Origin of the sequence: Kribbella sp. (assembly GCF_035687465.1) — a bacterium.
In the GTDB taxonomy this organism is placed as follows: domain Bacteria; phylum Actinomycetota; class Actinomycetes; order Propionibacteriales; family Kribbellaceae; genus Kribbella.
Map to the genome: position 1 here is coordinate 1 of NZ_DASRXP010000265.1, position 11,773 is coordinate 11,773.

Genomic DNA, 11,773 nt, shown 5'->3' on the forward strand with positions numbered 1-11,773 from the left:
GGTGAGGAACTCGAGCAACTGGAACCGATCGACGAGCTACTCGATGACCTCCGAGAACGCGACCACGCCGACTACCAGCACCGGTTCACCAACACCATCGAGGCCGAGGTCGCGCGGATCCGCACCGCCGACCCCACCAGCCTTCCAGCCAACGTGGAGATCGCGGTCCGACTCATCAACCACACCGGCAACCCCGACGAACTGACCGACCTGTGGGGATCCGGACTCGACGCACAGCTGTACCGGCACGCCCGCGACACCACCCTTCTCCCGGGCAGCAACGCCACCCCCAACTGGACCAGCGGCCAGCGGTTCGCCCAGCAACTGCTCGCGGCCGGGCACTGGCCGCACCTACGCATCCCCGAACTCGCCCACTACGGCCACCCCGACAGCACCACCGAGAAGGAGAGCTGACCACGATGCCGAACCAAAACCAGCCGCCCACCAGCCTGATTCCAAACGGGACCATCGTCACCACTTACGACGACCTCGACCGGCTCGTGTCCTGGGCACCTGCCGGGAACCTGCCCGTCGTCCTCGACAGCACCCACGCCCCATGGCTGCTGTTCATCAACGAGGACGGCGACGGGTACGCCGGATCCATCGCCTGTCCCGACGACGGCATCCCGGACCGCTGCGACATCGAAGACCTACCCGACCGCGGCCCCCTGCGCGTCGTGTTCAACGGCGACCACTACAACGCCGAGTGGCCCACCAGCACCGACACGACGGAGGAGCGGGCATGACGATCAAGGTCCGGCTGTCCGGAGAGCCCGACGACATCAGCGACCTGGTCGAGCACCTGCGCACCGAGTTCGAGGTGGCCGGCGCAGACCGGGCCTACCCCAACCGCGGATCGTTCGGCGTCCGCGTCTACCTCGAACTGCGGCCTTCAGCGCAACAGCGCACGCGGCGCGGCAGCAGCGAACGGGTCAGGCCCGAACAGCCGGGCCGCAAGGAAGTCGGACCGTGAACACCGCGCGACGCTGTGACGGGAAGACGGTCAGGGGAAGCAAGCACCGGATGCTCAGCCGGGCCGCGCACTGGCACGCCGACCAAGGCCTGTTCGTGTTCCCGCTCGTGCCAGGCCGCAAGACCCCCGCGATTGAAGACTGGGAGCACCAGGCAACCATCGACCACCTGAAAATCGCACAGACATGGCGGCAAGCGCCGTACAACATCGGTATCGCCACCGGCCCGTCCAGGCTGCTGGTGGTGGATCTCGACCAACCCAAACACCCCAACGACATTCCACCCGAACCCTGGCACAGCCGCGGAGCAGTCACCGGCGCCGACGTTCTCGACCTGGTCGCCGCCGACGCCGGACACCCCGCGCCCACCGTGACCTACACGGTCACCACCCCGTCCGGCGGGCAGCACCACTACTTCCGGCAACCCGATGGGCATCAACTCGGCAACAGTGCCGGCCGACTCGGCTGGAAAATCGACACCCGCGGACACGGCGGCTACGTCGTCGCAGCCGGATCAACCACCACAGCCGGCCACTACAGCACCACCCGACTGCTAACACCGCAGGCCCTGCCCGACTGGATCACCACCCGACTCCACCGCACCATCGACACGGAGACGCAGCAGACACTCAACCGTGACCTGAAAGATGCCAGTGCGTACGCGCTCGCGGCGCTGACCGGGGAACTCGACAAAGTCCTTGCCGCTGCGACTGGGCACCGCAACCACGCTCTCAACAACGCCGCCTTTGCACTCGGTCAGCTCGTCGGCGCCCAACTACTCGACCAGGCCACCATCCGCGACGAACTGATCTCCGCCGCAGGCCGCATCGGTCTGGGCCGCGTGGAAGCCGAACGCACCATCAACTCAGGACTCACCGCAGGCACCCGGCAGCCCCGCCAACGACCGGCCTAACCACGAAGACCGGCCAGGCCACATGACGGGCCTCAGGAGGGTATACGCGGCTCTCCTGAGGCCCTTCACAGATCTCGCCGCGGACGGTCAGCTGGCTTGTGCCTGGGCAACCTCGATGGGCGGTACCCCGGACCGCCGCCACGTCCAGGCGAGCGTCGCCGCAACACCCTCGACATAGCCCGGCCGGCCGGGCCACTCCCACCGCCCGACCAGCCGCTCGGCCGCGAGGGTCTCTTCCTCGATCAGCTCCTCGATCGCGAACTCGCTCTTGCGGGTAATCGGCGATCGAGCCGACTCGCCGTGGCGTCCGTCAACGGGAGCGTCATACCGGTAGCTTCCATTCGCGATCCAGCGGCAGGTCCACTGAACCCCTGCCAGGTACCCGTCCTCGCGGCCGTCAGCCTTCAGCGCGTCGGCCCGCTGCTCGGCCGTCAACCACAAGCGGGCGAACTCAGTCACCTTTACACCCCGCAGGTGTTCCCGCCGGATGCGGTCGAAGTCGCTGCCCCTGAGCTCCATATCACAAGACGATCCCACGGTCCGCCGACAGTTTCCAGCAATCACCCGCGACCAGGTCCCGCCTTCCAGGGCGGTTGATGGCTGCTTTCAGGCGTTCGGCTGAGATGCTTCTCCAGCGCTAGCAGACGGGCGGTATCGAGCGGTTGCGCGGCGTCAAGTCCAGGACGTTCAGGCCGCCAGGCCGAACGAGCCCGCTCGAACCCCCGGCCTGCGAAGACCTCCGCCAGCGGTACGCCGAACCCTAGATCGGCCGCAGCCCGGTCGGCGTACTGCTCGGCCTTCCGTGACAGCCAGGGGACGACCAGTGGTGCGGCCCACGGCGACAGCATCAGCACCGTGTACAAACCGAACCCGGTGAAGTACCCGGCCAGGAACACTCCGACGGTGAAGAAGCCGAGCGTGAGTTTGGTCGGAAGACTCAGGAGCTTGTGCTTGACGCCGCCTGCGATCACTCGTCCCATCAGCCGGGCTGGCAGGGGACAGCCAGTACAGGGTCAGCGACACGCGGCGCGGTAGCGCGAGGCGGTGGGCCAATTCGTGTGCGAGCACGGCTTCCAGGTTCCGAGGGGGGAGCGTGTAGACGCTCCAGTTCGACACCGCGACCGTACTGCCGGCGACGACCGGCGCGGTCGCCTCCGGACCCTCGTACACCCACACCCGGTAGCGGTCCGGATCGACCCCGGCAGCCGTGCACACCGCGAACCAGGCCGGGCCAAGACGCTGCGACTCGAACCCTGAGGGTGGCCGCAACCGATGGATCTTCGTGGCCAGCAGCGTCTCTATCTGTGGAATGAAGATCGCGGAAGCCGACACCAGCCAGAGCGTCAGCACCACGTGGTACACGGTTTCGCTGGGGATGCCGACGAACTGAATCGATAGCCAGCTCCTTCTCTGCACTAGTCAAGCCAGGCGAGGTCAGTGATGTCCGGCGAACTGGCAGGTGACCGCAGACAGGGTGTCGGGATGACATGGCGACTCTGCGAGGTCGCGGGGCGAGCGGTGGCGTGGCCGATCACACGCGCCAATAATGCCTGTCTTCGTTGGATCAATTTTCCCTCGTACGACCGGTGGCCTTCGGCCGCAGCCGTGGGAATGCGTCTATCCGCGGTTCCGTTCCGCCTGGGCGGGCGGCGGAAAGGAACCGCGGACCGAAGGCCACTCAGACGGCGGACCGGCCTCCGTCGGCAGGCAGTGTGGCGCCGTGGACGAAGGAGGCAGCGTCGGTGCAAAGGAACGCAACGACGTCGGCGATTTCCTTGGGCGCGGCCACCCGACGCGCGGGGGCGACTGCGGCCGCTTGGTCGAGGCTGTCGCCCATGAAGTCCGTGCCCGGAGTGCGGGTCGGGCCTGGCGACACGGTGTTGACGCGAACACCGCTAGGGCCGAACTCGGCTGCCCACGCCTTGGTCAGCAGCGCGACGGCAGCCTTGCTCGAACCGTAGAGGGCAGCGCCGGCCTGGCCGAACCCTGAGACCGTGGTGGTGACGTTGACGATTGCTCCATCTCCACGCTCGGCCATCGTGGGCGCGATCTCGGCGACGAGGAAGTACGGCACCTTGACGTTGACCGAGTACATCTGGTCGAAGGCTTCTTCGGTCGTGGATTGCGTCGTCCCGAACGACCCGATGCCAAGGTTGTTGACGAGAATGTCGATCCGGCCGTCACCCGCCTCGAGCGCCCTGCCGGCGAACTCTCGTGCGGAGGTGGCGTCGGTCAGGTCGGCAGGCAGGAATTGGCCGGCTCCGCCCGCGGCGAGCACCTCTTCCAGCAGCTCCTTGCCGCGAGTCTGGTCGCGGCCGGTGATCAGAACCTGAGCGCCCAGTGCGGCCAGGGCCAGGGCCGTAGCCCGACCGATGCCGCTAGTCGCGCCGGTGATCACTGCGTTCTTACCGCTGAGCTGCATAACAATTGCTCCTCTTCGTGAATTTTCATATTCGGATTGTTCTCGTGCCTACGGTCGCTTGCTCAATACGAGCGGCGACGCTGTCAGGGATGTCGGCTTATGCGCCGCCGTCGATGTCGTAGTTGGCGCCGGTGATCCACTGCGCCCGGTCGGACACGAGGAAGGTGATGAGTTCGGCGAGGTCGCGCGGGTCACCGCGGCGGCCGAGCGGGATCGTGGAGGTCAACTGGTCGATGGTGGCGCCCATCGCGTCGACCATTTCCTGGAGGACCTTGGTGCCGCCGGTGGTGTCCACCGACCCCGGTGTGACGGTGTTGACCCGGATCCCGGCTGGGGCGAGTTGACCGGCCAGGCCCTTGCTGTAGCTGACGAGGGCGGCCTTGGCGGCACCATAGTGCAGGCCGGCGGCCGGCGGATTCCGGTACGAGTTGGTCGCGACGTTGACGATCGCGCCGCGCTCGGACCGCTGGAGGGCAGGCAGGGCGGCGTTGGTGACCCGCACGGCTGACAAGAAGTTGATCGCCAGCGAGTCTTCCCACTCCTCGTCGGGGATGGCCCGCGAGCCACCCACGTGCACCTGAATGGCGCCCGCGTTGTTGACCAGGATGTCGAGGCCGCCGAGCGCTTCGAGGGCATGGCCGACGATTTGCTGCGCACCTGCGACCGTCCGGACGTCCCCAGAGACGAACGTCGACGCACTCGGCGTCTCATCGGACTTCGTGCGACCTGCTGTGACCACCTCCGCGCCACCGTCGATCAGCCGCTGAGCGGTGGCCGCGCCGATGCCGCGCGAGCCACCGGTGACCAGGACACGCCGACCGGCGAACTCGTCCTTGAGGGGTGCCAGTGGGATGAACATTTCCCATCATTCCTTCCGCAGATTCGTAGATGTATCGCCATCGAAATGCCTGGCGCTCTTAGTGGCTTGCAGCTCGGTGACTACTCCGACTTCGTCTCAGGGGCCCCGCATGGTCTCCGTCGTCGAGAAGGTGACAGGCGAGGGAGAACTGGCGAGTGGGATCGGCCGCCGGCACGCGGCCTAGGCCGCGGCCTTCACCGACAGCGTGTTCGCCAATTCCGCGCCTTGCGCGATGGCGGCCGCGCGGGAGGCGTTCGCAGCGTCAACGAAGTCCTCCATGCCGGGGAACAGGTGGGCGGTGGTGAGTTCAGGCACGATGAAGTGCACGTCCAGGCCCAGTGCTTCACCGAGCGCCTTGGACAGGTAGGGGATGACGAAGTCCCAGCCCTCTCGTGGCGCTCCGGGGCCGTACGCACTGCCTCTGCTGGCGACGACGACGGCGGGTTTTCCGGCTGCGGTCGGTTCGGCGGCACCGAATGTCCGGCCGGGGATGAGGACGTGGTCCAGCCACGTCTTCAAGGTGGGGGCGATGGTCCAGTTGTACATCGGTGCGCCGATAAGGACGACGTCCGCACGTTCTAGCTCTGCCGCCAGCTCTTCACGGAGAGCGAAACCGGCTTTCTGCTCTGGAGTGCGGGCATCGGCAGATGGCACGAACGCTGACAGCGCTGTGGGGAAGTCGGGGTAGGGAACGGTGCCGATGGCCAGGTCCCGGTGGATGACCGTACCGCTGGGGTTCTGCGCGGTCCACGCCCGGAGGAAGGAGCCCGTCACCTCGCGGGAGACAGAGACGCCTTCAGGCGACACCGACGATTCGATGTGAAGAAGAGTAGGCATGGGAAGTCCCTTGAAAGTAAGGAGGTTTGGTAGGTATGAGGGCGTCCGAGTCGCAGTTGCCGGCGTTTGCAATTCGCCTGCGGAGTGCGCACCGCCAGGTCAGAAACGGACGCCAGGTCCACAGGGGCGGGCAATCGCCAGCCAGCCGATTTGATGTTCCTGTCACCGGGCGCAAATTGGGCCCGCGTCACAAGACGGCTACGAGCCGCCGTCCACGTCGAAGTTGGCGCCGGTGATCCATTGCGCCCGGTCGGACACGAGGAAGGCGATCGCTTCGGCCAGGTCGCGCGGGTCGCCGATCCGGCCAAGCGGGATGGAGGAAGCGAACTGCTCCGGGGTGATCCCCATGCCGCCTGCCAGGTCGTCGAAGATCTCGGTACCACCCGGTGTGGCTACCGGTCCCGGCGTGACGGTGTTGACGCGGATGCCGTTCGGGGCGAGATGGCCTGCCAGGCCCTTGCTGTAACTAGCCAGGGCAGCCTTGGCGGCTGCGTAGTGCAGCAGCGGCGCGGGCGGGTTGGTGATGGTGTCGGTCAGGACGTTGACGATCGCGGCGCGCCCGGACTGCTGGAGGGCGGGAAGCGCGGCGTTGGTGACCCGCACGGCTGACAAGAAGTTGATCGCCAGCGAGTCTTCCCACTCCTCGTCGGGAATCGCTGCGGTGCCGCCGATATGGACGCGGGAGGCGCCTGCGTTGTTGACCAGGATGTCGAGGCCGCCGAGGGCTTCGAGGGCATGGCCGACGACGTCTTGGGCCCCCGCGGCGGTTCGAATGTCGCCGCTGATGAATGTCGAGGCGCCGGGTGTGTGGTCGGTTTTCGCGCGCGCCGCGGTGACCACCGCTGCGCCACCATCGATCAGACGCTGCGCGGTGGCTGCGCCAATGCCGCGGGATCCGCCGGTGATGAGTACGCGCTTACCGGCGAACTCGTCGTTGAGAACTGTCAAGGGAGTGAACATGTCAGCTACAAGCCTCGGTGGCCGTGCGGCCTTCCGGGCTTGCTAACGCGGCTGGTTATGACGTTATAGGCGCAGCTTCGGATGCCTCGAGCTGCGCATTCACAGGACGGCGGAAGGGTTTGGGAGGTCAGCCGAGGGTCCGGTAGCCGAGGGCCGCCACGAGGTGCCCGAGATCCCGACGAGTCGCGTCGGCCGGCCAGACCGCCCACGTACGCCGCACGAGGGGGTATCCGATCAGCGGTGACCAGCGCACATAGTCCGGCAGCGTGTGGGGCCACTCAGGCGGCACCAGCGCGAACGCTCGCCCCGTGCTCACTCCGGCGAACTTCACCTGCGGGAGACCTGTACGCCCGTAGGCGCCGCCGGTCACCAGGAGGTCGACGCCGTGACTGCGCAGCACCGCGGCGATCTCGTCGTACCAGGCTGGGCTGGTCTCCCTGGGGAAGCCGACCCACTCAAGACCCGCGAGTGCGTCGAGCCGCATCCCTTCCTCGTCAGCTAGCTCTGCTGTCTTGTCTGCTGTCAGGATCACGCCAAGGCGCTCTTCCACCACGAGCATCGCGTCAAGTTGCTCCCCCATCGGCCGCTCGCGCATCAGGCCTAGGTCCAGCTCGCCGGCCAGCAGCGCCTCGTGCTGCTCGGCCGTCGCCATGTGGCGAGGGCGCACCGTCGTATCCGGGTAGTGCCGTGCGAGGTCGGCGAAGGCCGGCACCAGCACGTCGTCGGGCAGTTCGAGCGGGATACCGAGCCGCAAAACTCTCTCCGGCGCGACTGTATTGCCGACGACCAGGCCGACGGCCTTGTCGTACTGGGCCAGCAATGAGCGGGCCTCGGTCAGTAGGGCCATTCCCGCGTCAGTGGCGCTCACGCCGCTCTTGCCTCGCACCAGCAGCACTACGCCCAACTCACGCTCTAGCGCGTTGACCGTCTGGGACACCGCAGGCTGACTGATGTGCAGTCTCCTGGCGGCCGCGGACAGCCCCCCTTCCTCGACCACCGCGATGAAGGTACGCATCTCCCTCAGGTCCATGCCCTCATCGCACCACACTTTGAATAACTCTCTCGTACGGATCCGCTCCGGCGCGCGACTGCCGCCTATTTCACCGGCCGGAGCCAGTCGCCCTATCTCGAGCACGATCGGTGGCATCACCCAGCGCGAGATCCCGCAGATACCGACTTACCGGCTCGACCTCACGGCCGGCCGAAATGATGCATTCTATTGGAGGGCCTCGGGTGAGGCCACGACCGCAGGACCCGTCACGCGCCGCGAATTAGTTGGCTCCGGGGACACCGCGCGCGCCGAAGGCCAAGGGCTCCGGTGCGGCGGTCGACGATCAGCGCGGTGCCCTCGCTGTCCCACGAATGGATGTCCTCCCTGCCCTCGTAGTTCCGGGCCTTGGCCTCACGCTCGTAGATCGTCGCCCAGCCGGTGCTGTTGTAGTCAGACATCCGGTCATTGTGCCTGGGACTGAACGCTGGCCGCCGGAACTGCCGGCATGCCGAGGTTGACCGATCGCCGGGTCTGGGTGCGTTTGCTGCGGAGGAAGGTGAGTGTGAGGTCGAGGCCTTCGATCTCGCCTTTCCAGCCGTTGGCAAGAGCATGTGTGCGGCGCTCAACCAGGTCGGCTTCGAGTTCGTCCAGGCGCGGGAGCATCTTCGGGCTGAGGGTGAGCATGGGGCAGCGGATGCAGGCGTGCTCATGGACGCAGGGGGTGCCGTAGTCGCGGGTGCAGATGCCGAGAGCAACTTTCCGCAATTCGAAGTGGCCAAGGAACTCCTCCCATTCTTCCGGGGTGAGGCTGCGGTACTCCTCGCCGGGGCGCTCGGCTCTGCGGCGGGCGATGAAGGCGCGGTGGTGGGTGATGACGTCGTCGGAGTAGATCGCCTCTGCATAGACCTGCGTCGAGGCCAGGCTCGCATGTCCCAGCAACGCCTGCGCCTGGTCCAACGTGCCGCCCGCATCCAACACGTTGCTCGCGAAAGCATGGCGCAGCATGTGCGGATGCACCGGCCGCTCCAGTATCGCTCGGCGAGACAGCGCCGCTAGCAGCTCAGTCACCGCTCCTGGCCGCATCGGTGCACCCAGTGGCTCCCGGAGCAGGTCGTCGAGCTCACCAACGCGCACCTCAGTCGACGCCTTGGCCGGGGAGACCAAGCTGCACTACCGGATGGGCTGAGAGTGTCGTTGACCTCACCGGTGATCGCGGCACCGCCAGCTCTGGGCCGCCTACTGGCGCAGCTTCCAGCTGCACCCGCGAATCCGCGTTCCCGGCCGCTGATCGAGACTGCCGAAGTTCCACGTGAGTGGTTGTTCCCGGGCCGGGCCGCTCTCGGTCACGTCAATTCGTCAGTAATCGCAAAACGACTCAAAGAACACGGCATCATGGTCCGGCCTTCACGTAACGCTGCGCTCATCGCTCTCGCTGCCGACCTGCCGGCCTCAGTCGTGAGCACCCTGTTCAACATGAGCATCACCGCGGCCGTGCGGTGGTCGAAGCGGGCCGGCCAAGACTGGAACGCCTACATCGCAGCCGAGGCAAATGCTCGCGTCAAAGTTCCCTAACAAGCCGAACTCACCACCCTGAATCGACGTCGAGCATTGAGCACTCTGCACGGATCACAGATACCGCCGTCCCCCAGCCCGGCGGCCCGATCTGCGCCCCGTTGAACATGCAGCGCCGCCTCAGCCTGGCAGCGAACTGACCCCGTGACGCGTTCTAGGAACGAGGATCGGCCGGGGCGTAGTAGCTGGCCTGCCCGTAGCTTCCAGCGCAAAAACAACGATTAGCCAGGTCTGCTGGGTGTCGGGGAGTTGATGGGTGGTGTCCGTTAGGGAATCGATCACTGGATCACACATCGCGAGAAGGCGGGGGGAAACGATCGATCTCTACGACCGGTACGCCGTTAAACGAACTCGCCCGCGATATCCGCGACATGCTGCTGGGCAAGGCGCCGTATAGCTCTACCGGTCGTGAACCCGTGGACCACACCAGTCGATGACCGTGCGAGCGTAATCGGCGGGGACTTCGAACGGCGGCGCGTGACCCACGCGGTGGAGGACCACCAGGTTCCAGTCGGGCCGCTGCGCCGTCCAGTCATCGATCGACGCGCGGGGAGTGAGGCGATCCTCATCGCCCCAGACAAGGAGAGTCGGCGACGCGACCCGGCGCATCGCGTCGAGCACGGGTCGCCGCCGGACGAACATCAGCGACATCAGCGAGGCATACACCGTGACCGCGCTTCCCAAACGCGTCGGCTCGACCGCCGACATCTCGTCTCGCATGAGACCGGCGATTTCCGGCGACATTCTCGTCAGGTCACCGCCCGTATTCCATTTTTTGCCCGCAATCGACGCGGGATCTTCCAGTTGCCGCAGGTTCCAAGCGAGGATGCGCCGCCCCGAAACGCGGAGCAGCACACGGGCGACCGGTGCGACGATGGCCAACCCCGCCCTGCCGAGGGTTTGCCATATGCGCGCCTCGCCGTCGCTCAGCGGGGGAGGAAGTGCCGGCACCACCAACACGAGCCCGGCGGGCCGTTCGGGTGCCTGGTCGGCGAACAGCAACGCAATCATCCCGCCCGCCGACCAGCCGTGAACCACGACCCGATCTAGCTCGAGTGCGTCAGCGAAATCGCGCAGGAACAGCGCGTTGGTTTCGATACTCGCCGCGCGCCGGTTCGACAGCGCGGTGTGGCCGGCGATCGTGCCGGGCAGGTCTACCGCGATAGCGTGCGCGTGTGGTCGCAGTTCCGCGAGTACGTCGAGCCAGTTCGAGGCGCTGTTGGCCGGGTTGGGAACGAGCAGGTGAACCGGCACTTCCGACGTCCGCGTCTGATCAGTTACCAGGTAGTGCACCTTCGTGCCGTGCACATCGACTGTCTCGCTGCGAATTCCGGACCAGCGAGCGGCACGCTCACCCCAGTCGGTGTACTGCACTACCCCAGGCTACCGCCCGTCGACAGGGGCTTGCGCGAGCTCACCGCCAGCGCCTAGTTCCCCTCGTTTGCCGCTGGTGACACCTTTCTTACCGGCACCCCAACAAGCCGAACTCGCCACCCTGAATCGGCATCGAGCATTGAGCATTCTGCACGGATCAGATACCGCCGTCCCCCAGCCGTACGCCCCGACCTGCGTCCAGAAGACCTCCCGCCAGTTCCGCATCAGGGTGCGGACGGATAAGTCATTCACTTCACCGTGATGATGATCCTGCCGCGCGTGCGCTCTGCGAAAGCGGCGGGCGCGGCAGCCAAGTCGCGGATGGCCGTGACAAGCGGTGTGAGCCTCCCATCGCGCAGGCGAGCAGCCAACTGAGCCGACTGTTCGCGATGGGGCTCGACAACGAAGAAGATTGCCCTGCCGTTGCGAGGGTGGACGGTTGGCGGATCGGCGACGGTGACGAGGGTGCCGCCGGGACGCAACAGCGCGGTGGAGCGGTCGCGGATCTCGCCGCCGATCACGTCGAACACCACGTCGACCTCGCCGGCGTCATCGAGGCGGTCGCTGTCCAGGTCGAGGAATTCGTGGGTGCCCATGGTGCTGGCCAGTTCCCGGTCGGCAGCCCGGCCGGTGCTGATGATGTGGGCTCCGGTCTCGCGGGCCAGTTGTAGGGCGATCGAGCCGACGGATCCGCCGACGCCGTGGATGAGGACGGTTTGGCCTGCTTGGAGGTGAGCGTGGTCGAACAGCGCTTGCCAGGCCGTCAGCCCGGGCATCACCACAGCGGCCGCGGCGGTGTGGTCGACGTCGGCGGGGAGCGGGGCGAGGTTGCGGGCCTCGACAGCGGCGTACTCGGCGAGCGAACCGTTGCGAG

General features: G+C 66.6%; 15 protein-coding genes. 4 read left to right on the plus strand and 11 right to left on the minus strand.

The genetic code is table 11. The annotated features are described in order from the left end of the window. The 4 genes from VFG33_RS13345 to VFG33_RS13360 all read left to right on the plus strand — a co-directional run. Positions 1-414, plus strand: a 414-nt coding sequence (locus VFG33_RS13345; protein ID WP_325026090.1) for a hypothetical protein, incomplete at its 5' end; no start/stop codon positions are given. Positions 415-419: 5 nt separating this feature from the next. Further along, complete coding sequence (locus VFG33_RS13350) at positions 420-746, plus strand: hypothetical protein (RefSeq protein ID WP_325026093.1); 327 nt, start codon at positions 420-422, stop codon at positions 744-746. After that, on the plus strand, positions 743-973 hold the full coding sequence (locus tag VFG33_RS13355) for a hypothetical protein (protein ID WP_325026095.1): 231 nt from the start codon (positions 743-745) through the stop codon (positions 971-973). The genes VFG33_RS13350 and VFG33_RS13355 overlap by 4 nt, the downstream gene beginning before the upstream one ends. Further along, positions 970-1,884, plus strand: a complete 915-nt coding sequence (locus VFG33_RS13360) for a bifunctional DNA primase/polymerase (protein ID WP_325026097.1) — start codon at positions 970-972, stop codon at positions 1,882-1,884. The genes VFG33_RS13355 and VFG33_RS13360 overlap by 4 nt, the downstream gene beginning before the upstream one ends. A gap of 87 nt (positions 1,885-1,971) precedes the next feature. Here VFG33_RS13360 and VFG33_RS13365 read toward each other — a convergent pair whose 3' ends face one another. From VFG33_RS13365 to VFG33_RS13415, 11 genes are all read right to left on the minus strand, one after another. Next, the gene (locus tag VFG33_RS13365; protein ID WP_325026099.1) at positions 1,972-2,343 is read right to left on the minus strand and encodes a hypothetical protein; all 372 of its coding nucleotides are present in this window, start codon (positions 2,341-2,343) and stop codon (positions 1,972-1,974) included. A 101-nt stretch (positions 2,344-2,444) separates the two neighbouring features. Beyond that, on the minus strand, positions 2,445-2,864 hold the full coding sequence (locus VFG33_RS13370) for a M48 family metalloprotease (RefSeq protein WP_325026101.1): 420 nt from the start codon (positions 2,862-2,864) through the stop codon (positions 2,445-2,447). Between the two features lie 698 nt (positions 2,865-3,562). Further along, positions 3,563-4,306: an SDR family NAD(P)-dependent oxidoreductase gene (locus tag VFG33_RS13375; RefSeq protein ID WP_325026102.1), complete on the minus strand. Its 744-nt coding sequence runs from the start codon at positions 4,304-4,306 to the stop codon at positions 3,563-3,565. A 97-nt stretch (positions 4,307-4,403) separates the two neighbouring features. Continuing rightward, entirely contained in the window at positions 4,404-5,165 is a 762-nt protein-coding gene (locus VFG33_RS13380; protein ID WP_325026104.1) for an oxidoreductase, read from the minus strand. A gap of 180 nt (positions 5,166-5,345) precedes the next feature. Next, complete coding sequence (locus tag VFG33_RS13385; protein ID WP_325026106.1) at positions 5,346-6,002, minus strand: FMN-dependent NADH-azoreductase; 657 nt, start codon at positions 6,000-6,002, stop codon at positions 5,346-5,348. A gap of 198 nt (positions 6,003-6,200) precedes the next feature. Continuing rightward, positions 6,201-6,950 (minus strand): oxidoreductase, encoded by a 750-nt coding sequence (locus VFG33_RS13390; protein ID WP_325026108.1) that lies wholly within the window; start codon positions 6,948-6,950, stop codon positions 6,201-6,203. 139 nt (positions 6,951-7,089) lie between these two features. After that, positions 7,090-7,977 (minus strand): LysR family transcriptional regulator, encoded by an 888-nt coding sequence (locus VFG33_RS13395; RefSeq protein WP_325026110.1) that lies wholly within the window; start codon positions 7,975-7,977, stop codon positions 7,090-7,092. 242 nt (positions 7,978-8,219) lie between these two features. Continuing rightward, the gene (locus tag VFG33_RS13400; protein WP_325026112.1) at positions 8,220-8,411 is read right to left on the minus strand and encodes a hypothetical protein; all 192 of its coding nucleotides are present in this window, start codon (positions 8,409-8,411) and stop codon (positions 8,220-8,222) included. 4 nt (positions 8,412-8,415) lie between these two features. Then, positions 8,416-9,036, minus strand: a complete 621-nt coding sequence (locus VFG33_RS13405) for a site-specific integrase (RefSeq protein ID WP_325026118.1) — start codon at positions 9,034-9,036, stop codon at positions 8,416-8,418. A gap of 888 nt (positions 9,037-9,924) precedes the next feature. Next, positions 9,925-10,899 (minus strand): alpha/beta fold hydrolase, encoded by a 975-nt coding sequence (locus tag VFG33_RS13410; protein ID WP_325026114.1) that lies wholly within the window; start codon positions 10,897-10,899, stop codon positions 9,925-9,927. A gap of 248 nt (positions 10,900-11,147) precedes the next feature. Continuing rightward, a partial coding sequence (locus VFG33_RS13415; protein WP_325026116.1) for an NADP-dependent oxidoreductase occupies positions 11,148-11,773 on the minus strand: 626 nt, incomplete at its 5' end.